This window comes from Zooshikella ganghwensis (genome assembly GCF_018263875.1).
In the GTDB taxonomy this organism is placed as follows: domain Bacteria; phylum Pseudomonadota; class Gammaproteobacteria; order Pseudomonadales; family Zooshikellaceae; genus Zooshikella; species Zooshikella ganghwensis.
Map to the genome: position 1 here is coordinate 25,598 of NZ_JAEVHG010000020.1, position 22,611 is coordinate 48,208.

The window sequence follows — 22,611 nt, forward strand, 5'->3', positions numbered from 1 at the left end:
CATTTTCACTAATAAGCTTACCAATTTTATAGATTAGCCATATTTATGCATAATTCCTTATTTAGACAATTATTACTATCGTATGCTAATATTTGCACCTCAATGAATAGGGGTAATTTATGTATAAGGTTGTCGTTTCAGACCTAGATGGCACTTTGCTTGACTCAAACCACGCCCTTAGTCAACAAACCATCAGCACTGTACATCGCATTGTCAAACAAGGGATTCGCTTCATTATTGCCACAGGTCGTCATTATCAAGACGTTAAACATATTGCTAATAACCTGGGCTTGGATCTTTTTCTCATCACTAGCAATGGTGCGCGAATCCATAATAAACAAGGCCAAACTATTTTTAGACAAGACATCCCAGAGCATATTGTCCAACCTTTATTGGAAATGGCGCCTACAGATACTCAACTTAATATTTATAAAGAAGATCAGTGGCTAATATCAAAGCCAAACCAAGCACTGCTTGAGTTTAATAAAAGCTCAGGCTTTAATTATTCGATAACGAATTTATTTACAACTGATCATAACAATGTCGCTAAAGTATTTTTTGTCGGTAAACATGAAACACTTTTAGCACTAGAAAATAAGATTAATCATCTGTTTGGTGATTCAGTGAATGCTGCGTTTAGCCTTCCAGATTGTCTAGAGGTTATGGCCAAAGAGGTTAATAAAGGACAAGCACTGCAACAAGTGCTGAAAATAAAAGGCTTCACCCTTGAGCAAACGGTAGCATTTGGTGATGGTATGAACGATTATGAAATGCTGTCACAAGTCGGAATGCCAGTGGTCATGGCTAATGCACACGACCGTCTTCGTCAATCATTAGCTCGCTATGAAAACACCTTAAGCAGTGATGAACACGGTGTAGCTCAAAAGCTTGAGGAAATATTTCCTGCTTAAGCGCACTTTATATCCAAAACTGCATATTTATATCTTTACTCTCTGCGCTAACATTATGTAGTCAGCTTAGATTGAAGCGGCAGAGAGTTATCTTTTTTCACTTGCTCATAAGCCTGAATTCGGCTAATTCTATATATAGCAAATAGCATTAACAAAGCACTAAAACATTGAATAGGCGACAGTATATTTCCATTAAATATATAGTCAAAAATCACTGTAAATAGTGGAAAGCATAGTTCACAAATCGTTGATACATTTGCTGGAATATAACGTAACCCATAATAATATAGTAAAATAGCGCCACTACCTGTTGTTAAACCTATAATGATTAAAAAGAGCCAATGCGTATTAGTTGTGACTTCGAACTGCTGATAAGTTCCCAATGACAATACTATTATCAACATCACTAACGTCGTAAAACCATAGCGAAAAAACAGTGCTGTTTGAAAAGGTACTTTATTCAAAACTCGCTTACCAAAAACTGTAGCACTACCAAATGAAAATGCCGCAAATAAAGCATAACAAGCCGCTTCAAACAAAAGATCCTTATTTGATGTATCTGGCAAGTTAAGCTCAAATGTTAACAAATAACTTCCAACAATAGCTAATAACGCCCAACGAAAAAAATGACGGCTAAACGGTTCCTTTAAAATAAACCTTGCTAGAATAATTGCAAAAACAGGTTGTGTTTTTTGTAGTAAAGCAACAACCGTTAAATTATTAAAATTAACAAGGAAAAGTGCTTTGACAATAGCAAGAGTACCTAACGCCCCACCAAATATTGCAATTAATATAAAGAAAACAATATCTACCCAAGAAAGCTTTTTAAGGTATTTATAATGTCGGTATAAAAAGAACTGCATCCCCAAAAAAGGCAACGCATGAACCATAAATACAACGTAACTAACATCTAACTCCCAAAGTCTTGGTGTTAGCACGACGCCATCAAAACCCCACATTGCAGCCGCCACACAAACCAGCAAGGCACCCAATGCACTTTTATTTTTGACCTGAACTAACAACCCCTAGCCCTCCACATTTAGGCCATACCATCCCCTGAGCGATGCTGAGTGCTTTACTTAGCCTCAAGGATTCTCAGAGTAAGCCAAAAGGAGCGCTATAGTAGCATATACCCTTCGCGAATCAATTTTAGGGTTTGTTGCCTTCGCCAGGCTATGCTCTTTACCCCACCATTTGATGGCGTCACAAAAGATGGGGTTATCATTTATCACTGCCGCATCATGTTTAATGTCTCTTCAAATGCTTTTAGGCATAAAGCAACATTTTCAGCCTTGGCAGCATAGCCCATCAAACCAATCCGCCATGCTTTGCCTGCCAAGTCTCCAATTGCAGCACCTACTTCCAAGTTATAATGTCGCAATAAGTGGTTACGAAAGGCCGCATCATCAATGCCTTCTGGAATAGCAATTAAGTTAAGTTGTGGTAGCCGATGCTGCTCATCAACTAAAAACTTAATACCTAAATCTGTTAACCCCTGATAAAGACGGTTATGCATCATTGCATGTCTTTGCCAGGCTTGCTCCAAACCCTCTTTTTTCAGCATCAACAAGGCTTCATGTAAAGCATAAAGCGCGTTCACAGGTGCCGTATGATGGTAAGTTCTCGCCGCTTTATTGCCCCAATATTCCATCACCAATGTTTGATCGAGAAACCAGCTTTGCACTTTTGTTTTACGAGACTTAATTTTATCGACAGCGTTAGAGCTAAAGCTAACAGGAGAAAGTCCAGGTACACAAGATAAGCATTTTTGTGACCCGGAATAAACCGCATCAATATCCCATCGATCCACGTAGAGTGGAATACCACCTAATGACGTTACGGTATCAACAATTGTTAAACAATCATGTTGTTTGGCTATTTGGCAAATAGCTTCTATATCAGACTTTACACCTGTTGAGGTTTCAGCATGAACACAGGCAACAGCTGTCGTATCAGGATGCTGCTCTAATGTTGCTTGCAGTTTTTCTAAAGAGACTGGCTGACACCACTCATCCTCAACTTTAATTAACTGGCCACCACAGCGTATTACATTTTCAGCCATTCTCTGACCAAACACTCCATTAATACAAACAATGACCTTTTCACCAGGTTCAATCAAGTTGACAAAGCAAGCCTCCATACCTGCCGAACCCGGTGCGGATACTGCAAGTGTCACTTCATTTTCAGTAACAAAAGCATATTTCAGTAACTGTTTAACTTCATCCATCATACCAATAAAGCAGGGATCAAGGTGACCAATAGTAGGACGGCTTAGTGCTTGTAAAACCCGAGGATGAATATCTGAAGGACCAGGTCCCATCAAAGTTCGCTGCGGAGGATAAAATGAATCCTTTAACATGTCACACTCCAGTGTATTATTTTTATATCCTTCACGAAGGATTTCTAGGTTTTGTTATCTTCTCTCCTCCCCCCAATCACCTATTAATATAGGCTCATGGGGCTTCGTCACTCGATGGCCACACCTAAAAACCATTCGTATTGGGTATATTATTAATTCTCGCATAATAAAAGGTTTCAGTGAAATACTCACTTCTATTTCGTCAAGAAAACGAAGTTAAAAGGCTGCTCAACTAGCCTTTTAACCAGTATCCATCTTATGAGAAATCAACCTTCTGCATTGACAACCTGCTGAGCCATCGGTGTAACTTGTCGTAGAGTGTAAGGAATCAGCTGAACAAGCATAAATGATAGTAGCGCCAATACTGAGCCAATATAAAATACCCACTCAGGCGATGTTAACCAGACTATACCTAAAATGACAGGTAAAAAAACCGCAGCAATATGATTAATCGTAAAGTTCATGGCTGCCGTTGCTGCAATATCCTGTTCATCGACTACTTTCTGCATGTACGTTTTTAAAGCAATGGCCATGGCAAAAAAGATATGATCAACCACGTATAACATAGCAGCTATTTCACTGGATTCTACCCATGCGTAGCCGGTAAAAACGATGATTAATCCAATATACTCTAAAGAAAGTGTAAAACGCTCTCCAAAGTGCTGAACCATTTTACCTATTTTAGGTGCTAGCCAAATACTGACCAGGTGATTAATTATAAATAATAATGTAATATCACTTACGCTATAGTGAAATTTCTCAACCATCATAAATGCAGCAAACACCACAAAAATTTGCCGTCTTGCCCCACTCATAAATGTTAATAAGTAAAAAAGCCAATACTTTCTTCTAAAAATTAATTTTTTATGCTGTTGTGCAGACTGTTGAAAAACAGGGAACTTCAACCAAAGATAACCCGCCAGGCATAACCCAATAGCACCTGCCACCAGATAAATCAATTCATAGCTTAATGATAGTTGTTGGAGCAACCAAACCATTCCATAAGCCCCTAAGGAACTATATGATGTTACTGCTAACAACTTACCTAACTGAGCAGGTGCAGTCTTTTTAGGTAACCATTGAAGTGCTAACGAGTCTCTCGTGGTTTCTAAATAATGAAACCCAAAACTCATTAATAGCGTAGTGAGATAAAATCCCAAAACACTCGTAAACTGCCCTGTTAATGCCACCCCAGCACTCAATAACACGAGCGCTAAAACAGCAAAGCGCTGCTCTAAAATAAAAAGCAAAAATAAAATTGCTGATATTGCTAATAACCCAGGTATCTCTCGAATACTTTGCAGTATTCCAATTTCCTTACCCGTAAAGTTGGCAAGCTCTACAACTGCATTATTTAGCTGTACATTCCATACAGAAAATGTAAATGGCATTGCAACAGCTAATAATACAAGAAATAAATACGGCTGATTATGCAGTTTTACTAACTTCATTCACTTACCTGCTCATTAAGGTCACTTTTATAAAAGACACATCATGCTTATACTAAAGTACTATTTTTTTATATGGCTTACCCCATTAATAATAAGTACTTTCGAAACTATTGATTACGAGTCTGTGCAGACTAACCATCTCTTAAGCCATGTTGTTAAGGGGTATCAGTACGTTTATGATTAGATTGTCAAAAAAGACATTGAGAGTACTGAGCAACACACGTACATTACATGATACGTGATTTTAGCTCTGAGAACGTTTTACAAATGGCCAACCACCTTTGCAAAATGGACAGTTTCCATGAGCATACCCCAGCAGTTGTTACAACGAATTATGCCCCGCACGAAAGACATTCCCATGGGCAAAAAGGGTCCACGCCATCAGCATGAATGGGGACAACTTCAATATGCTGTTAGGGGTGTGCTACAGGTTGATACCTCAGAAGGACGCTTTATTTCACCGCCAAATAGAGCAGTCTGGATTCCTCCTCATGTCGATCACCAGGTTACTACGCTAACCGCCGCACAGTATCGAAGTATTTATGTAGATTTAATCTGGACTCAGCAAATTGACAAGCCAACATGTGTTATTGAAATATCTCCTTTAGTGAGAGAACTTATACTCCATGTAATGAACTTTCCTAGTTCACAATCCCCAGACTTATTTTTAGAGCGTATTTGGCAGGTTTTAGTGGACCAGCTAAGCGCTTCAGCGATTATTCCCTATGATATCCCGCTACCGTCTGAGCGCCGACTACAGCCCATTATAAATGAGTTACTTGCAGATCCAACTCACAAGATGCCACTTGAATATTGGGAAGATAAAGTAGGCGCATCAGCTCGTACTTTACGTCGCTTATTTCAACAACACACAGGTATGGGGTTTAACCAATGGCGACAGCGGCTGGTTATTTTGCATGGGTTAGAATTACTTGACCTAGGAAAGTCAATCACAGATGTTGCATTAAGCTTAGGTTACGAGTCTTCATCTGCTTTTTCTACCATGTTTAAACGCCAGCTGGGTGAAAGTCCTTCAAAATATTTACAACGAACTTATTCTCCCGCTGCTGAAACACCATAAAAAAACCCAGCAAAAACTGGGTCTTTTTTTATTGAACGGGTAACGCTCGTTACTCGCTCATTATTTTCCATACACAGGAAAGCGAGCACAAATAGCTTTTACTTTTTCTCGTACACTCGCGATAACTTGCTCATCATTAATATTTTCTAATACATCGCAAATCCAACCCGCCAACTCTTTACTCTCAGCTTCCTGAAAGCCACGACGGGTAATTGCAGGAGTACCAATTCGCAACCCGCTTGTGACAAACGGTGAGCGTGGATCATTCGGCACTGCATTTTTATTGACTGTAATGTTAGCGCGTCCTAAAGCTTCATCCGCATCTTTACCAGTGTATTCCTTACCAATTAAGTCCATTAAAAACAGGTGATCATCGGTTCCTTTCGAAACAATTTTGATACCTCGTGCTTGGAATACACTACACATAGCTTGTGCATTGTTAACCACTTGCTGTTGATATGCTTTAAACTCAGGTTCCATTGCCTCTTTAAAACAAATTGCTTTAGCAGCAATAACGTGCATCAAAGGCCCACCCTGACTCTCAGGAAAGACGGCAAAATTAAGTTTCTTTTGGAGCTCTTCATCAGCCTGGCTAGACAAAATCAAACCACCACGAGGACCGCCCAGTGTTTTATGCGTAGTAGTGGTAACAACATGAGCATGAGGAAGTGGGCTAGGATAAACATCCGCAGCAATTAAACCTGCTACATGGGCCATATCCACCAGGAGATATGCACCTACTTTATCGGCAATTGCTCTAAAACGCTGCCAATCCATGACTCGGGAATAAGCGGAAAAGCCAGCCACAATCATTTTAGGCTTATGCTCTAGGGCCAGTGCTTCAACTTCATCATAATCCACCTCACCGCTCTCAGGGTTTATTCCATATTGAACTGCGTGATAAATACGACCAGAGAAGCTTACTTTCGCACCATGGGTCAAGTGTCCACCATGGGCTAAGCTCATACCAAGAATAGTATCACCAGGTTTAACCAGTGCCATGTAAACGGCTGCATTTGCCTGTGAGCCTGAATGAGGTTGAACATTAGCGTAGCTAGCTCCAAACAACTGCTTGGCACGCTCCTGAGCAATACGCTCAACGTCATCAACAAACTCACAGCCACCATAGTAACGCTTACCAGGATAGCCTTCTGCATACTTGTTAGTTAACACAGAGCCCTGGGCTTCCATAACTCGTGGGCTAGCATAGTTTTCTGAGGCTATAAGTTCGATATGTTCTTCCTGACGCTGAGCTTCACTTTCAATCGCAGATTGCAACTCAGGGTCATAGGCAGCAATGGTCATATTGGAGGTAAACATGCAGGTCCTCTTTCAATCCTAACTGGCTCAGGCATACACTTCATGAGCCACATAATTCACGGGACTCATGAAACATAAATTGACAACTGACTCAAGTTGTATAAGCAGGCTGATTGTACCCTAAGGGCAATCACAGCGCACTTGAATAAACGACATTATAAACAGTGATTTGCTTCATAACGAAACATAAGTTCCTTATTGTGCTATGCACAGCATAGCGCCTTATGTAAGGTAGACGTTATTATTACGTTTCAGGTCAGCAAATAATTTATTTGTGTTGTCGTCACTCTGTCGCTATCAGTAAGGTAGAATCCTCTCCTCATAACATTTCCTCCCTTAAACACAGGATATCGTTATGACTTTTTTATGAATTACACAGCGAATCGTTTGCCTTCATAACAGGCTTCCGGTAATTTGACGGCAATTTTCATTCACTTCCAACAGAATCACATGTAGAGGATATGGCTCAGTACGTCTATACCATGAATCGGGTGAGCAAAGTGGTGCCACCCAAGCGAGAAATCCTTAAAGATATCTCTCTATCTTTCTTCCCCGGTGCCAAAATCGGTGTTTTAGGTCTCAATGGTGCAGGTAAATCAAGCTTACTGCGCATCATGGCTGGCGTTGATAAAGAAATTGACGGTGAGGCACGACCTCAGCCAGGTATCAATGTAGGTTATCTTCCTCAAGAGCCGATACTGGACAACCAAAAAACAGTTCGCGACATTGTTGAAGAAAGCGTTCAAGAGATTAAAGATGCTTTGAAGCGCCTGGATGAAGTATACGCGGCCTATGCAGAGCCTGATGCAGACTTTGACGCATTAGCGGCAGAACAAGGCAAGCTGGAAAATATTATTCAGGCTTCTGACGCCCACAACTTAGAAAGAAAACTTGAAGTGGCTGCTGATGCCCTGCGTCTTCCGCCCTGGGATGCCAAAGTTGAGCATCTGTCAGGAGGTGAAAAACGTCGTGTAGCACTGTGTCGACTATTGCTCTCAAGCCCAGATATGTTGTTGCTTGACGAGCCGACCAACCACCTGGATGCAGAAAGTGTGGCCTGGCTTGAGCGCTTCCTCCATGACTATAACGGTACTGTCGTTGCTGTTACCCACGATCGCTACTTCCTGGATAATGCCGCAGGCTGGATACTTGAACTCGACCGCGGACATGGTATTCCGTTTGAAGGTAACTACACCGCCTGGCTCGAAAATAAAGAAAAGCGCTTAGCGATTGAAGAAAAACAGCAGCAAGCCCGCGAAAAAACCATTAAGCACGAACTGGAGTGGGTCCGCTCTAACGCTAAAGGCCGCCAAGCAAAAAGCAAAGCACGTCTTGCCCGTTTTGAAGAGTTAAGTTCGCAAGACGTACAAAAGCGGAATGAAACCAACGAAATCTACATTCCACCTGGTCCACGTCTAGGTGACTTGGTTATTGAGTTTAACCATGTCAACAAAGGCTTTAATCATGAAATGCTGATTGAAGATTTAAGCTTCAATGTACCCAAAGGCAGCATCGTAGGCATCATTGGTGGTAATGGTGCAGGTAAATCTACCCTATTTAAGATGATTGCCGGCAAAGAACAACCAGATAGCGGTACTATTCGCATTGGTGACACCGTAGAACTGGCTTATGTTGATCAAAGCAGAGATAGCCTGGACGGTAGTAAAACAGTATGGGAAGAAATCTCTGATGGTCAGGATATCCTCCGCATTGGCAACTATGAAATTCCTTCACGTGCTTACATTGGTCGATTTAACTTCAAAGGCAGCGACCAACAAAAGTTCGTCAAGGACTTATCAGGTGGTGAACGAAATCGCTTGCATTTAGCCAAGCTGCTTAAGCAAGGTGCTAACGTTCTATTGCTGGACGAACCTAGTAACGACCTGGATGTTGAAACATTGCGTGCACTAGAAGAAGCTTTACTTGCCTTCCCAGGTTGTGCCATGGTGATTTCTCACGACCGTTGGTTCCTGGATCGTATTGCCACACATATTATGGCTTATGAAGGTGACAGCCAAGTCGTCTTTTTTGAAGGCAACTACAGCGAGTACGAAGCTGATCGTAAAGCGCGCCTGGGTGTCGCTGCTGATCAACCTCATCGTATTAAATACAAAAAACTAGCTTAAAAAACGAAGTGTTTTTTGGTCTATTTTAAGGGGTAGGCAGTCCTTGCTTACCCTTTAAAACCCACTATAGTTACTCATACACACTAAAGGTTTAAATACCGCACCATTCGCTGTTAAGAAACAAGTAATCTTTTATTTAACATATAAGCGAAACGTATGAGCACAGCCACTACAGAACGCCGCAAATTTACGCGAATTAGCTTTGATGCGCGTACCGAGCTTCGCCAAGGCGACAAAACCTGGCCTGTAGAGCTGCATGATATTTCACTTCGCGGAATATTAGTCATTCCTCCAAAAGACTGGCAAATTGATCCACAGTCACCCTTCACTGCCTTTATCCACCTTGATGATGAGAAAGTTATCACCATGAAGGTCCGTTTTGCCCACCAGGAAGAAAACCACGCTGGGTTTGAGTGCATATCAATTGATATTGATAGTATTTCACTGCTCAAACGACTAACAGAGCTAAATCTAGGGGACTCACAGTTATTACAAAGAGAACTATCCGCGTTAAGCCGAGATATTTAGCATTTTCAAAGCAGCTCCACACCCACCAGATAATAATCTATTCGTTGTATAGCCCGTATTTAAAGCTATAAATCAAAGCCTTTTTTACTGGTTAAAAGTACAGTATAGTAGCCTCAAATATCCTTCGACTTTCTAGCAATGACTAACATACCCCCTTATGGCTAAAGCAAAAAAAGTCTTCGTTTGCAGTGAATGTGGCAGTGAATCTGCAAAATGGCAGGGCCAGTGCCCTGACTGTAAGGCCTGGAACAGTTTTAAAGAGTTTAGTTTAGGCAATTCACGACAAGCCACTACCGCTCAACGTGCTGGTTTTGCTGGAAGTCTATCCAGTGTCACCTTGCTGGAAGATGTTGACATTAGTGACACACCAAGATTTTCCAGCGGGATCAGTGAGTTTGATCGAGTACTGGGAGGTGGTTTTGTACCCGGCAGTGCAGTATTAATAGGTGGTAACCCTGGTGCAGGCAAAAGTACCCTGTTATTACAAACACTCTGTCATACCGCGCAAAACATGCCCGCCTTATATGTATCAGGTGAGGAATCTTTACAGCAAATTGCCGCACGAGCACACCGCTTAGGCTTACCCACAGGTCAGCTTAAAATGCTGGCAGAAACTTCTGTGGAACAGGTCATTGCTATAGCCCAACAGGAAAAGCCCGGTGTAATTGTCATTGACTCAATACAAGTGATGTATACGGATACAGTCGAAGCTGCACCTGGTGGTGTTGCTCAAGTTCGAGAAAGTGCAGCACATTTAACCCGCTTCGCTAAACAAACGAATACTGTCTTATTGATTGTAGGCCATGTCACCAAAGATAATTCTTTGGCAGGTCCGATGACCTTATCACACATCATTGATACCCAGCTTATGCTCAGCAATACTGATGACTCTCGTTTTCGTATTATGCGAGCCACCAAAAACCGGTTTGGCCAAGTCAACGAACTTGGCTTATTTGCGATGACCGAAAAAGGACTTCGCGAAGTCCTCAACCCCTCAGCCATCTTCCTTTCACGGACAGAACACCCCACCCCTGGCAGTATTATTAATGTACTTTGGGAAGGTACCCGCCCCTTGCTGGTAGAAATCCAAGCACTGGTCGTCGAGTCTCAACTAGGCAATCCCAGGCGCGTCACTGTAGGCTTAGAACAAAACCGCCTGGCCATGCTACTTGCCGTATTAACCCGCCATGGCGGTATTTTCACCAGTGATCAGGATGTCTTTGTGAATGTTGTGGGTGGTGTCAGAGTGTCAGAAACCAGTGCTGATTTAGCTTCAATATTAGCAATTGTGTCTAGCCTACGAGACAGTATTATTGACCAACACATTATTGCCTTTGGAGAAGTAGGTTTATCCGGTGAAATTCGGCCCGTAGCTTATGGACAAGAACGCATTTATGAAGCAGCCAAACATGGCTTTAAAAAAGCCATAGTGCCAAAAGCCAATGCCCCCAAGAAAGCAATTGATGGCATGGAAGTAGTAGGTATTAGTAAACTTGCTGAAGCCTTAGAGGCTATCTAACAAGCAAACCCTTCTCCAAAACAAGGGTCTTGTATTTTTACAATCACCTGCTGCTTTCGAAACCTGCAATTCAATTTGAACCATTTATATACAGCATGAAAAGCTCATTTATTTTAAAAGGATTATATGCCATCACAGATGAGCATTTATTGCCGCCAAACCAGCTCGTTGCAAAAGTTGATGCTGCATTAGCAGGTGGCGCTCAGGTGCTTCAATATCGTAACAAGCAAGGAAGCCCAAGCTTACGTCTTCAACAAGCATTAGCACTAAAAAAATTGTGCCATCACTACCATGTTCCTTTGATTATTAATGATGATATAAAGCTCGCTCACACCATTGGAGCTGATGGTGTTCATCTTGGTCAAAGTGATATAGCCATTGCTCAAGCTCGCCATACCCTTGGTAATCAGGCTATAATTGGCGCCACTTGCCACGGGTCCATGGAGCTGGCAAAGCAAGCTGTTTCGCAAAGTGCTGATTATGTTGCATTTGGTCGCTTTTTTACATCTAAGACCAAACCTGAAGCACCCACCGCGTCACTTAACATGTTGGCTAATATTCACACGCTGGATACCCCTAGCGTAGCCATTGGTGGTGTCACCATAGATAATGCCTCTCAACTTATTGCCCAAGGCATTTCCATGGTTGCAGTCATTCATGACCTGTTTACAGCAGCAGATGTATTTGCTCAGGCAGCTCGTTTTAAGTCATTATTTTAAGCTAAGTCTAAGCCACTAATTACAAAGAGTTTGTTATGTCTCGATCAACTGAATTATTTGATAAAGCACAACAGTTTATTCCTGGTGGTGTTAACTCCCCAGTTCGAGCATTCAAAAGTGTTGGTGGCAACCCTGTTTTTTTTCAAAAAGCGCAGGGGGCTTATTTATATGATGAGGATGGTAAATCCTATATTGATTATATTGGTTCATGGGGCCCCATGATTTTAGGTCACAATGACCCTGATGTTATAGCGGCTATTGAGCAGCAACTAAAACAGGGATTAAGCTTTGGTGCACCTACGGCACTTGAAGTTGCTATTGCTGAAAAAGTATGTAGCTTGATGCCCAGTATTGAGCAAGTCCGCATGGTTAACTCTGGTACTGAAGCAACAATGAGTGCCATTCGATTAGCCCGAGGTTATACCGGCCGCGATAAAGTTGTTAAATTTGCGGGCTGTTATCATGGACATGTTGACTCCTTGCTTGTCAAAGCTGGCTCTGGAGCATTGACGTTAGGTGTTCCCACTTCACCTGGGGTTCCTGCGGCTTTAGCAGAACAAACGCTAACACTAGCCTATAACGATTTAAGTGAAGTTGAATCGGTCTTTGCTGAGGTAGGGGAACAAATTGCATGTATCATTATTGAGCCTGTTGCTGGCAACATGAACTGTATCCCTCCTGCCCCAGGCTTTCTGGAAGGCTTACGTCGTATTTGTGATCAGTATGGTAGCTTGCTGATTTTTGATGAGGTTATGACTGGTTTCCGTGTTGCTTTAGGTGGAGCTCAAGCACTTTATAATGTGACCCCAGACCTGACAACGTTGGGCAAAATTATTGGTGGTGGTATGCCTGTAGGCGCCTTTGGCGGAAAGCGCAACATCATGCAAGCCATTGCTCCAACAGGGCCTGTCTATCAGGCAGGCACATTATCAGGTAACCCTGTAGCCATGGCTGCGGGACTGGCAACACTCAATAAAATAAGCCAGCCTGGTTTTTATACACTACTGTCTGCAAAAGTCCAAAAACTGACCGAAGGGCTGGAAGCTGTTGCCAATAAGGTAGGCGTTCCACTCGCAACCTCTCGTGTAGGTGGCATGTTTGGCTTATTCTTTACAGACAAAACAGCCCCTTCACGCTTTGATGCAGTTATGGCTTGTAACCTGGAGCACTTTAATCAGTTTTTCCAAAATATGCTGAAGCAAGGCATTTACCTAGCCCCTTCGGCGTATGAAGCTGGATTTATCTCACAAGCTCATGGTAGCGAAGAGATAGAAAAAACACTGGTAGCTGCTGAGACCAGTTTTAGCAGTTTAACTTGAGGAACACATGACCTCTCTTGCCGTTTCTGATGCCATACTTTGCTTTAGTTGTAGCTATTCCGTTTTTTTATTGCTACAACAAAAGACTTTTTCCAATGACCAAAAGCTACCGGCCACTGCAGCATTAATTGGCTTTATACTCATGTCGTTGGCCTCTTTTTTTGGCACGCTCTACTATGGATTTTCGCCCATCTGGGCGGATATCCATCGCCTATTTACCCATGCTGCAACCTTTTTAGCGCTACCACTTATTGCAGGTGCCTATGCACATTTAGCCTGGCCTCTCAATTGGCATAAACCTATGTGGGGAAGGCTAATCATTGCTTTGATGATTTGTTTTGAAATTGCGCGTCGATTCCAAGCGATTGAAACAACATATACAGCCATTGGCATAATGAGTTTACTTGTTATTTTATTAGTCGGATTTAAGTTTATCCGTCAAAAGCCAAGTTTTTTTATTTATATTTTGGTTGGCTCAGCAAGCTTTTCTGTTGCTGGCCTGGTTATTGGTACTCACGGTTATCTTGCTGGCTTTTTACGCCTAGACTTATTTCATTACCTATTAGCACTTGGATCACTCAGCCTTGGTACAGGCTATTTTCTATTTGTCCGAAAACCTCAAGGCTCTCCCCAACTCTCACTTTAATTTGTGAAAAGCGAATGTAAATTAATGTGTAAAATTGCCTGGGAGCCATCTCTTTTAAATATAAAGAACAGTCGTACAAGACATAAAGATTTTCAAGTGCTGCACGCTATATCACTCTATCTGCGAATTTGACAACTAGCTCACAGTATCATTTTATAATTTGTATCAATCTTGTGATTTCATTAGAGTATCAGGCTAATTGCTTACTTAATGCCCTGTCAGCCAAAAATGCAGTTAACCGTAAACGTGTAAACTACAAACGCAGTTCAGTTACATACTGTAAAAAAGGTAGAAGTGTTAACTAAAATTATACAACTGATGACAATAGCTGTTTATGCTATTAAAAAAATGGCTCAACACGTTTCATGATAAAATGCCTTCAATGAACAGGGTAAAATATACCTAACACCAAGGGTATATTCACCACACAAGCAAAAACTGAATTCTACAACTTGCCCATTTTGCCTATAGGCACGTTATATGCGACTCCTACTACTATGGACTGGCTTTCTACTAACATTCCATGTCACACAACTGGTGCAGGCCACTGAGATTAATGGATTCCAGTATGGCCTGAGTGAGCTCCTTATTCCTGCTTCTGAACGCTGCAATATTCTTCCTGAAGAACCTAACCTTGCTGCCGCCGTTGTAGCCTGCGAAGAGGCTGCAAGCCAAGGGGACCCACAAGCTCAGTTTTTACTCGGTGAGCTTTACCTTATTGGCCAGGTTATTCCTCAAGATTATGACAAAGCAAAACTCTGGTTTGAAAAAGCCTCAACCAATGGCCATGCTAAGGCGCAATATCAACTTGCTTTTATGTACTACCGTGGAGAGGGAATGAAGCAAGACTACACTCAAGCCTACATTATGATGAAAATGGCAGCGGTCAATGGCTATACAGATGCGATTGATGTAAGTGATGAAATTGGCAGCTTAATGGACAGGGACCAGCGAGCCTTAGCCTTTTATACCTTAAGCAAAATTTTTCAGGATTTTGCTCAGCAGCTTAAGCAAACAACGCCATCTCACCTGGAGTTACATTCTAAGCCACAGAACAGTGGACACAGCACCCATCAAGAGGCCAATCCTTAAAAATTAGGTTAAGACAGACCAAATTGTTTTAACCTACAAGCAAGTTAAGTAAGCGCTTTCGGGTAATCAGCATTTCACGCAGTGTTTTCAGCATTGCTATTTTCGACTGCCCTGCAGACTGCTTAACGTTCTCGATTCGCTCTTCTATTTGATAAATCTCTGTGGCTAGCTTGCTTTTAAGCTTCTGCTTCTGGTCTGACCAATCCTCACTGGCTTTAATAGTGTGCATCACTGCACTGTTCATGCCTATCTCTTGAGTATCTTGATGCTCAGATAGGCCATCTTCTGCGGGTATATTTGCGAACATCGGTGCCATGCTCCCTGTGGCCATTCTTCCATATGTTCAGTCTAGCCCTCGACAAGGCACAGCAATATTAGAGGTTCAAGCTTTTACTTGTGCGAGATGTACTATCATCTTTGCCTTTTTAACTTTATTTGGAGCAGGATATGGCCATACTTATGCGTCTTTCTTTGGTGGTGTGCCCGGCGGAAATGGAAAAGGCGTCACCTTATCCCCTTTAACTTCACTGATTTTACCCACACCTTCTTTTTCAACCTCATCAATCCGAATAACAGAAGTAATGGGAATAAAGCTACGCTTTACTTCCGCAAACTCAGACTTGAGCTTCTCTTCACCCGGATCAACTACGAGCTGACTTCTTTCACCAAAAATAAACTCTTCTATTTCAATAAAGCCATACAAATCACTTTGAAAGATTTGCTTGACATATACCTCATAAACCTTGCCTTGATTTAAGAATGTCACTCGAAAAATTGGTTTAGCCATGTTAATACCATCTCACCAAAGAGTATTGAGCAGCCGTACGCGAAAAGAGCGCTAGAATACCAGAGCTGCAGTTCAAGGCAAATGCCAACGTTATTCATTTCTTATCTGATCCGTTGCTAGACATCCATCACCTCATGATGTTTTTCGACCCCGTCTTCTATTAATATTCATTGCAGGCTGAGCACTAGGCAGTTACCTAAAAACCCAGGGACTATAAACCATACATCAGTACAGCACTGGGCTTTCACCACAGACCTCGATATAATGCTGCGCTAATTTTTACCCCCTGACTGTGTGAAAAACGTGTGTAGGTAGATTTCGATGGCTAAGAAGCTCTTTATTAAAACCCATGGTTGTCAGATGAATGATTATGATTCATCGCGCATGGCAGACTTACTCAATGAAAGCCATCAGCTTGAAATAACTGACAACCCAGAAGAAGCTGATGTATTGCTACTAAATACCTGCTCTATTCGGGAAAAAGCTCAGGAAAAAGTTTTTCACCAATTAGGTCGTTGGCGTGCTCTTAAAGATCAAAACCCCAACCTGATTATTGGTGTTGGAGGGTGCGTTGCCAGTCAGGAAGGTCAAGCCATTCGAGACAGAGCACCCTACGTCGATATGGTTTTCGGTCCACAAACACTGCACCGTCTGCCAGAAATGATCGATGCCTCTGAAACGGGTAAGCAAGCCGTTGTGGATGTGAGCTTTCCAGAAATTGAAAAGTTTGATCACTTACCAGAGCCCAGCGTCGATGGCCCAACAGCATTTGTCTCGGTGATGGAAGGCTGCAGCAAGTATTGTACTTTCTGTGTTGTTCCCTATACCCGCGGTGAAGAAGTCAGCCGGCCTTTTGATGATGTAATCGCAGAATGCGTGCACTTGGCTGAACAAGGCGTTAGAGAAATTAATTTGCTTGGCCAAAATGTTAATGCTTATCGTGGTAAAAAGTCTGACGCTGATGATGATACTGCTGACTTAGCCGAGCTTATTACCATCATCGCAGCAATTGATGGTATTGCTCGGATTCGCTTCACAACATCACACCCTGTTGAGTTCACTGAAAGCTTGATTGATGTTTATGCACATGTACCCGAGCTTGTCAGCCATCTGCACTTGCCTGTCCAAAGTGGCTCTGACCGCGTTCTTGCAGCAATGAAGCGCGGCCATACCGTACTCGAATACAAATCTAAGTTACGTAAGATTCGCAAGCTACGTCCAGATATTTGCTTCTCTTCAGATTTTATTGTGGGCTTCCCGGGTGAAACAGATAAAGATTTTGAAAACACCATGAACCTTATCCAGGACATTGGCTTTGATATCTCATTTAGCTTTATCTATAGCCCTCGTCCAGGCACACCTGCTGCTGACTTGCCAGACGATACCCCTGAAGACGTTAAAAAACAGCGCTTACAAATACTGCAACAGCGAATCAATCAACAGGCCCAGGAAATTAGTCGAAGAATGGTTGGCACAACGCAGCGCATTCTAGTAACAGGCTTTTCCAAGAAAGACCCAGGTCAGCTGCAAGGGCGAACAGAAAATAATCGTGTTGTGAACTTTGCTGCAGCTAATCCAAGAATCATTGGCAAACTTGTCGACGTCGTTATTACAGAAGCATTACCCAACTCGCTACGAGGTGATATGATAAACGACGAGCTATATTAATTCGCAATAACAATACTCTGTTATATACGAGTTAGTACACTTTACAGGGATGACTAAGTCAATCACCGTTGATTAACGCGTTGCCAAGTGCTGGTTATTTTAAACCTGCACTGTCACTGTAAAGTGCACAAGCTAACTCAGTGGCGAGTTGTGCTTTCAAGCCTCAAGTTATTCTTAGGGTTTTGGTACTCTAAACTGTAATGACCCTCTTGAGCGAAGTGCTATTTTTTTATGAAACTCAATCCGCCACTTAAACAAAAAAAGGTGCTTTCCTTCCCCATAGAGAAGGTATATTCTAAAAAATAAGTAGGGTGCCGTGTCCGGCTAATGAATAAGGTTTTGAATACAGAATTACCCCCCCACAAGTTCACTCTCAACGTCGAAGATGCTCAACACTTTGCGCAACTTTGTGGCCAATTTAATGAGCACTTAAAGCAAATCGAACAGCGCTTAGATATTCGCATCAGTAACCGTGGTAATCACTTTGAGCTTACTGGCTCACAAACCAATGTCCATGCAGCAGAGCGAATTCTCAAAACACTTTCTCAAGAACTTGAAAACGGTGGTGATATATCACCCGATATTGTCCATCTTTATTTACAAGAGGCTGATATTGAAAATCCGCAACAAGGTAAAACAGAAAGTGTTGTTATTAAAATCAAGCGTTGTGTGATCAAGCCCAGAGGACCCAACCAACAAGAGTACGTCAAACGCATTCTGCAGCACGATATTAACTTTGGTATAGGACCTGCAGGAACGGGAAAAACCTACCTAGCCGTTGCCTGTGCTGTTGCTGCTCTGGAGAATGATCAAATTCGACGAATTCTGCTTGTTAGGCCTGCCGTAGAAGCAGGTGAAAAGCTGGGCTTCTTGCCCGGTGATCTAGCTCAGAAAATCGACCCTTACTTAAGGCCTCTTTATGATGCGCTTTATGAAATGCTCGGTTTTGAGCGGGTCGAAAAGCTTATAGAGAAAAATGTTATTGAGGTAGCGCCTCTGGCTTACATGCGTGGGCGAACACTCAATAATTCATTTATTATTTTAGATGAAAGTCAAAACACTACGATGGAACAAATGAAAATGTTCCTTACCCGTATCGGCTTTGGTTCTACTGCAGTGATCACAGGCGACACTACTCAGGTCGACTTACCTCGAGGCACTCGCTCTGGATTAGCTCACAGTGCAGAAGTACTTAAGAAGGTCAAAGGGATTGGCTTTACCTATTTCAGTGCTAAAGATGTTGTACGTCATCCTTTAGTACAACGTATTGTTGAGGCTTACGATACATTCGACAGCAAGCAAGCCTCTAAAAAGCAAAAGGATGCTTGATGTGCTTACCGTTGATTTGCAAATAGCATGTGACGAAACAGCACAACTACCCAGCCAAGAAGATATTGAGTGCTGGGTAGAAACCGTCTTAGTCAATGAGTCTGTTAATGATGCCGAGCTCAGTATTCGAGTTGTGAATACAGCCGAAAGTGCTGAGTTAAATGGCACCTATCGCCAAAAACACTATGCCACCAACGTGCTTTCCTTTCCTGCTGACTTACCCGAAGAGCTAGATCTACCTCTACTTGGCGACTTAGCCATTTGTGCAGATATTGTTGCCAGTGAAGCCACTATTCAAGGAAAACCATTACAAGCCCACTGGGCCCACATGGTTATCCATGGTGTCTTGCATCTGCTTGGGTATGACCATATTAATGATGATGAAGCTACTTTGATGGAGTCGCTAGAAGTTCAACTGCTTAAACAGTTAGGCTTTAATGACCCATATGTGTGGACCATTGCTGACGAGTGTACCACTAGAGACCAACAACAATGAGTGATGATCGATCGAGTGTGAACGGAACAGCCTCTGCTAAAACATGGCTTGAGAAATTAACCCAAGCATTTTCGGGTGATCCCAAGAATCGAACAGAACTGCTAGACCAACTTCGTGAGGCTCAGTCTAATCAAGTGTTAGATCCTGAGTCATTAAGTATCATTGAAGGGGCAATGCAAGTTTCTGAAATGCAGGTTCGAGAAATTATGATTCCACGCGCTCAAATGGAATGCGTGGAATTATCTCAACCACCCATAGAGTTTATTCCTCAAATCATTAAAACAGCCCACTCCCGCTACCCTGTGATTGGGGAAAACAAAGATGAAGTAATTGGTATTTTGCTTGCCAAAGATTTACTTTCTTTAGCACTTAAAGACCTCCAAGATACAAAAGATCAGTTTTGTCTTAAAGATATTCTCCGCCCAGCAACATTTGTTCCTGAAAGTAAACGTTTAATCGTCTTATTAAATGAATTTCGAACTAATCGCAATCATATGGCCATTGTGGTTGATGAGTATGGCGGTGTCTCTGGTCTCGTGACTATCGAAGACGTACTTGAGCAAATAGTCGGCGATATTGAAGATGAGCACGATGTAGAAGAGGACTACTACATTAAACAGCTCAATGAGAATAATTTCATTGTAAAAGCTTTGACTCCTATTGAAGACTTTAACGAGCACTTTCAAAGTCAGTTCAGTGACAAAGACTATGACACCATTGGTGGTATAGTGATGCAAAACTTTGGACACTTACCCAAGCGAAGTGAATCTGTCACGATTGAAGGTTTTGAGTTCCAGGTGCTCAATGCAGATAACCGACGCATTCGCTTACTTCGAGTCACCCCCGTTTAAACATCATGACTAAAACCCCATGACCAAAAAACTTGTTGGCTGGCCAGGTCATTTCCTGGCCCTTAGCGTAGGAATCATCTGGGCATTTGGCTTTGCCCCCTTCAATATTTGGCCACTTACAGGCTTATCACTGCTGGGCTTCTTTTTCTCATTGCAGTCATTAACGCGTCGACAAGCACTATGGCGAGCCTGGTGGTATGGCATTGGTTTCTATGGCGTTGGAGTGTCATGGGTTTATGTGAGTATTCATCAATATGGCTCAGCTCCCATAGCGCTGGCAGTCTTCTTAACCAGCTTATTCGTTATTTTTCTATCATTCTTATTTTTTGCACCTTTGGGCTGGACCTATGCCTGGCTAACTCAACGGTTTAAAGCTTCTACTCTAGGCTCACGACTTGTCTTGTTTGGTCTACTTTGGCTAGTGTTTGAGTGGCTAAAAACCTGGTTTCTGACAGGTTTTCCCTGGTTGTTACTGGGATACGCCTATATTGATACGCCCTTGGCCAACTGGAGTCCTGTCATTGGTAGTTTAGGCCTATCAGCTCTCGTCTTAGCAAGTTGGTTGGGATTAACCTGGCTTACTATCCAACGTAAACAGTGGACCTCTAAGCTCTGGCAATGTGTGCTTGCTTGTACAACGTTGCTATGGGTTGCAGGAGCACTGCTATCTAACCAGCAGTGGACTGACAATGCACAGACCAAAACACTCACAGTGAGTGCAGTTCAGGCTAATATTCCACAACAACTAAAGTGGAATAAAGAGTATGCACATACAACATTAGCCACTTATCGCATGCTTAGTAAAGACCACTGGAAAAGTGATCTCATTATTTGGCCAGAAAATGCCATTCCACTCGTTTATCCACTGCAAGCAAAGTCATTTGTTGATATGTTCGCTGAGGAAGCCAACAAGTATCAAAACACGTTAATCACTGGTTTACCCTTCATGAATCAAAAAGTCATTGACGGGCAACCCTATCGCACTTTTTATAATGGCATCATTGCTGCTGGTAATGGCAGTGGCAGCTACCACAAACAAAAACTTGTACCCTTTGGCGAGTATGTTCCTTTAGAGGATTTATTACGTGGACTGATTAAGTTCTTTAACCTGCCAATGTCGTCATTTTCTTCAGGGGACAGTAATCAGCCTCACTTAATCGCTGATCAAACGAAAATAGCCGCTTTTATTTGTTACGAAATTGTTTATGGCGATTTTGTTGCCAAACAAGCCCAGCAATCAAACTTACTCATTACCATTAGTAATGACTCCTGGTTCGGCGCTTCGATTGGCCCACACCAGCATTTTCAAATGGCTCGTATGCGAGCATTGGAGACAGGACGTTACCTTATTCGTGCCACCAATGATGGTATAAGTGCGATTATTAATGATCAAGGTGATGTAATTACACAACTTCCTCAGTTTCAAGCTGACGTACTCACAGGTAAAGTACAAACCAAACAAGGGAACACGCCTTATATGATTTGGCAGTCTTACCCATTACTTCTGATGATTGGGTTTATTTTGGCGGTGTTTGGTTGGAATGCACGACAAAAGCAGTCCTTAGCTATGGAGCAGACATCTACACCTTAACCAATTTAAAAGTATTTCCAACGATACCAAAGCAAGCCCACAAACTCATGCAAAGCATAGGTCGCATTTGTAAATGACTTAGGAGTAGGTAGCCAGTGGTACCACATCACGCTTTTACTTCTACCAGAGATAAAACGGGTTGGAGCAGGTAAAACTTTTAGCCCAGCCCTTTTAAAAGAGGCAACTGACCTTTTCATATGCCAAGCATGAGTCACCAATACAACAGTACGAATATCCTCTTTTGCAAGCATTTGCTGAGTATAAAGCGCATTTTCCCAGGTATTGCGACTTTTATCTTCTTGCCATCGTACCTCAACACCATAATTTTCTTGTAAAAAATCAGCCATAATCTTTGCTTCTGGAGGCTGATCGCTGCCTAATAATTTTCCTCCTGTAACCAAAATCGGCAAATTCAGCTGTTTATTTAAATAGGCTGCATACGTCATTCTTTCTAACTCAAAGGCACTTGGGATATCTTTTCCTCCAAACTCTTGCGCATTGCGATGCCTTCCAGCCCCCAGTATTACCATTGCCTCAGGTTTTTCCTCCCCTGAAGCGTATACGCTGTACCCTGACTCTAATAACGACATAAGATAAGATGAAACAACAGGAGTACATAATAAGTACAAGCTAATCAGTGATAACCAGATTATTATCATTGTCATATAACGCCACCAAAAACGCTGTATAAAAGCCCTAGAAATAAATGCTAAAACAATCAGAACAATATTAAATACGGGTGGTAATAAAAAATATTTAGCAAAGCTAATGATTAACATGCTTTCCTCTAAGTAGCGCAGCTTGCAGAATAAAACAGA

At 42.2% G+C, this 22,611-nt stretch carries 21 protein-coding genes; 14 read left to right on the forward strand and 7 right to left on the reverse strand.

Annotated elements, in window-relative coordinates:
• The first annotated feature begins 119 nt into the window (after positions 1–119).
• Entirely contained in the window at positions 120–911 is a 792-nt protein-coding gene (locus KHS79_RS21025) for a Cof-type HAD-IIB family hydrolase (protein WP_212721728.1), read from the forward strand.
• Between the two features lie 53 nt (positions 912–964).
• Here KHS79_RS21025 and KHS79_RS21030 read toward each other — a convergent pair whose 3' ends face one another.
• The 3 genes from KHS79_RS21030 to KHS79_RS21040 form a co-directional block, all read right to left on the reverse strand.
• Positions 965–1,933: a DMT family transporter gene (locus KHS79_RS21030; protein WP_212721730.1), complete on the reverse strand. Its 969-nt coding sequence runs from the start codon at positions 1,931–1,933 to the stop codon at positions 965–967.
• A 206-nt stretch (positions 1,934–2,139) separates the two neighbouring features.
• Positions 2,140–3,270, reverse strand: coding sequence for a pyridoxal-phosphate-dependent aminotransferase family protein (locus KHS79_RS21035; RefSeq protein ID WP_233468542.1), 1,131 nt, complete (start codon positions 3,268–3,270; stop codon positions 2,140–2,142).
• 266 nt (positions 3,271–3,536) lie between these two features.
• Positions 3,537–4,721 carry an MFS transporter gene (locus KHS79_RS21040; RefSeq protein ID WP_212721731.1) on the reverse strand — a complete coding sequence of 395 codons (1,185 nt, stop codon included), beginning with the start codon at positions 4,719–4,721 and terminating at the stop codon, positions 3,537–3,539.
• 301 nt (positions 4,722–5,022) lie between these two features.
• Here KHS79_RS21040 and KHS79_RS21045 point away from each other — a divergent pair, with 301 nt between their 5' ends.
• Positions 5,023–5,802, forward strand: a complete 780-nt coding sequence (locus tag KHS79_RS21045; RefSeq protein ID WP_212721733.1) for an AraC family transcriptional regulator — start codon at positions 5,023–5,025, stop codon at positions 5,800–5,802.
• A gap of 60 nt (positions 5,803–5,862) precedes the next feature.
• Here the strand turns inward: KHS79_RS21045 and glyA are convergent, their stop codons facing one another.
• On the reverse strand, positions 5,863–7,122 hold the full coding sequence (gene glyA, locus KHS79_RS21050; RefSeq protein ID WP_212721743.1) for a serine hydroxymethyltransferase: 1,260 nt from the start codon (positions 7,120–7,122) through the stop codon (positions 5,863–5,865).
• A gap of 461 nt (positions 7,123–7,583) precedes the next feature.
• Here glyA and ettA point away from each other — a divergent pair, with 461 nt between their 5' ends.
• From ettA to KHS79_RS21085, 7 genes are all read left to right on the forward strand, one after another.
• Positions 7,584–9,248, forward strand: coding sequence for an energy-dependent translational throttle protein EttA (gene ettA / locus KHS79_RS21055; protein WP_027707700.1), 1,665 nt, complete (start codon positions 7,584–7,586; stop codon positions 9,246–9,248).
• 156 nt (positions 9,249–9,404) lie between these two features.
• Positions 9,405–9,776: a PilZ domain-containing protein gene (locus KHS79_RS21060; RefSeq protein ID WP_027707699.1), complete on the forward strand. Its 372-nt coding sequence runs from the start codon at positions 9,405–9,407 to the stop codon at positions 9,774–9,776.
• Positions 9,777–9,933: 157 nt separating this feature from the next.
• Positions 9,934–11,295 (forward strand): DNA repair protein RadA, encoded by a 1,362-nt coding sequence (radA, locus tag KHS79_RS21065; protein ID WP_212721746.1) that lies wholly within the window; start codon positions 9,934–9,936, stop codon positions 11,293–11,295.
• Positions 11,296–11,390: 95 nt separating this feature from the next.
• A complete protein-coding gene (thiE, locus tag KHS79_RS21070) occupies positions 11,391–12,014 on the forward strand; it encodes a thiamine phosphate synthase (RefSeq protein WP_038290601.1) in 624 nt (207 codons plus the stop codon).
• 35 nt (positions 12,015–12,049) lie between these two features.
• Positions 12,050–13,333 carry a glutamate-1-semialdehyde 2,1-aminomutase gene (hemL, locus tag KHS79_RS21075; protein ID WP_212721748.1) on the forward strand — a complete coding sequence of 428 codons (1,284 nt, stop codon included), beginning with the start codon at positions 12,050–12,052 and terminating at the stop codon, positions 13,331–13,333.
• 7 nt (positions 13,334–13,340) lie between these two features.
• Complete coding sequence (locus KHS79_RS21080; protein WP_212721750.1) at positions 13,341–13,979, forward strand: DUF6962 family protein; 639 nt, start codon at positions 13,341–13,343, stop codon at positions 13,977–13,979.
• A 480-nt stretch (positions 13,980–14,459) separates the two neighbouring features.
• The gene (locus tag KHS79_RS21085) at positions 14,460–15,071 is read left to right on the forward strand and encodes a tetratricopeptide repeat protein (protein WP_212721753.1); all 612 of its coding nucleotides are present in this window, start codon (positions 14,460–14,462) and stop codon (positions 15,069–15,071) included.
• 28 nt (positions 15,072–15,099) lie between these two features.
• Here the strand turns inward: KHS79_RS21085 and KHS79_RS21090 are convergent, their stop codons facing one another.
• Together KHS79_RS21090 and KHS79_RS21095 are read right to left on the reverse strand one after the other, a co-directional pair.
• Positions 15,100–15,387 carry a hypothetical protein gene (locus tag KHS79_RS21090; RefSeq protein ID WP_133296007.1) on the reverse strand — a complete coding sequence of 96 codons (288 nt, stop codon included), beginning with the start codon at positions 15,385–15,387 and terminating at the stop codon, positions 15,100–15,102.
• Between the two features lie 141 nt (positions 15,388–15,528).
• Positions 15,529–15,858: a DUF1820 family protein gene (locus tag KHS79_RS21095; protein WP_038290597.1), complete on the reverse strand. Its 330-nt coding sequence runs from the start codon at positions 15,856–15,858 to the stop codon at positions 15,529–15,531.
• A gap of 321 nt (positions 15,859–16,179) precedes the next feature.
• On the opposite strand from KHS79_RS21095, the gene miaB reads away from it, so the two are divergent.
• The 5 genes from miaB (at position 16,180) to lnt (ending at position 21,793) form a co-directional block, all read left to right on the forward strand.
• Positions 16,180–17,526, forward strand: a complete 1,347-nt coding sequence (gene miaB, locus KHS79_RS21100) for a tRNA (N6-isopentenyl adenosine(37)-C2)-methylthiotransferase MiaB (RefSeq protein WP_094786115.1) — start codon at positions 16,180–16,182, stop codon at positions 17,524–17,526.
• 327 nt (positions 17,527–17,853) lie between these two features.
• Entirely contained in the window at positions 17,854–18,855 is a 1,002-nt protein-coding gene (locus tag KHS79_RS21105) for a PhoH family protein (RefSeq protein WP_212721754.1), read from the forward strand.
• 1 nt (position 18,856) lies between these two features.
• Positions 18,857–19,351, forward strand: coding sequence for an rRNA maturation RNase YbeY (ybeY, locus tag KHS79_RS21110; RefSeq protein WP_407704240.1), 495 nt, complete (start codon positions 18,857–18,859; stop codon positions 19,349–19,351).
• On the forward strand, positions 19,348–20,202 hold the full coding sequence (locus KHS79_RS21115; protein WP_027707689.1) for an HlyC/CorC family transporter: 855 nt from the start codon (positions 19,348–19,350) through the stop codon (positions 20,200–20,202). The genes ybeY and KHS79_RS21115 overlap by 4 nt, the downstream gene beginning before the upstream one ends.
• Before the next feature lie 19 nt (positions 20,203–20,221).
• Positions 20,222–21,793 (forward strand): apolipoprotein N-acyltransferase, encoded by a 1,572-nt coding sequence (lnt, locus tag KHS79_RS21120; protein WP_212721763.1) that lies wholly within the window; start codon positions 20,222–20,224, stop codon positions 21,791–21,793.
• Between the two features lie 5 nt (positions 21,794–21,798).
• On the opposite strand, the gene KHS79_RS21125 is transcribed toward lnt, so the two are convergent.
• Positions 21,799–22,572 (reverse strand): YdcF family protein, encoded by a 774-nt coding sequence (locus KHS79_RS21125; RefSeq protein WP_212721765.1) that lies wholly within the window; start codon positions 22,570–22,572, stop codon positions 21,799–21,801.
• Between the last annotated feature and the right edge of the window lie 39 nt (positions 22,573–22,611).

Coding starts and splice junctions, on each gene's coding strand:
- KHS79_RS21025 (WP_212721728.1), top strand. CDS start 120: ATGTATAAGGTTGTCGTTTCAGACCTAGATGGCACTTTGCTTGACTCA.
- KHS79_RS21035 (WP_233468542.1), bottom strand. CDS start 3,270: ATGTTAAAGGATTCATTTTATCCTCCGCAGCGAACTTTGATGGGACCT.
- KHS79_RS21040 (WP_212721731.1), bottom strand. CDS start 4,721: ATGAAGTTAGTAAAACTGCATAATCAGCCGTATTTATTTCTTGTATTA.
- KHS79_RS21045 (WP_212721733.1), top strand. CDS start 5,023: ATGAGCATACCCCAGCAGTTGTTACAACGAATTATGCCCCGCACGAAA.
- glyA (WP_212721743.1), bottom strand. CDS start 7,122: ATGTTTACCTCCAATATGACCATTGCTGCCTATGACCCTGAGTTGCAA.
- ettA (WP_027707700.1), top strand. CDS start 7,584: ATGGCTCAGTACGTCTATACCATGAATCGGGTGAGCAAAGTGGTGCCA.
- KHS79_RS21060 (WP_027707699.1), top strand. CDS start 9,405: ATGAGCACAGCCACTACAGAACGCCGCAAATTTACGCGAATTAGCTTT.
- radA (WP_212721746.1), top strand. CDS start 9,934: ATGGCTAAAGCAAAAAAAGTCTTCGTTTGCAGTGAATGTGGCAGTGAA.
- thiE (WP_038290601.1), top strand. CDS start 11,391: ATGAAAAGCTCATTTATTTTAAAAGGATTATATGCCATCACAGATGAG.
- hemL (WP_212721748.1), top strand. CDS start 12,050: ATGTCTCGATCAACTGAATTATTTGATAAAGCACAACAGTTTATTCCT.
- KHS79_RS21080 (WP_212721750.1), top strand. CDS start 13,341: ATGACCTCTCTTGCCGTTTCTGATGCCATACTTTGCTTTAGTTGTAGC.
- KHS79_RS21085 (WP_212721753.1), top strand. CDS start 14,460: ATGCGACTCCTACTACTATGGACTGGCTTTCTACTAACATTCCATGTC.
- KHS79_RS21090 (WP_133296007.1), bottom strand. CDS start 15,387: ATGGCACCGATGTTCGCAAATATACCCGCAGAAGATGGCCTATCTGAG.
- KHS79_RS21095 (WP_038290597.1), bottom strand. CDS start 15,858: ATGGCTAAACCAATTTTTCGAGTGACATTCTTAAATCAAGGCAAGGTT.
- miaB (WP_094786115.1), top strand. CDS start 16,180: ATGGCTAAGAAGCTCTTTATTAAAACCCATGGTTGTCAGATGAATGAT.
- KHS79_RS21105 (WP_212721754.1), top strand. CDS start 17,854: ATGAATAAGGTTTTGAATACAGAATTACCCCCCCACAAGTTCACTCTC.
- KHS79_RS21115 (WP_027707689.1), top strand. CDS start 19,348: ATGAGTGATGATCGATCGAGTGTGAACGGAACAGCCTCTGCTAAAACA.
- lnt (WP_212721763.1), top strand. CDS start 20,222: ATGACCAAAAAACTTGTTGGCTGGCCAGGTCATTTCCTGGCCCTTAGC.
- KHS79_RS21125 (WP_212721765.1), bottom strand. CDS start 22,572: ATGTTAATCATTAGCTTTGCTAAATATTTTTTATTACCACCCGTATTT.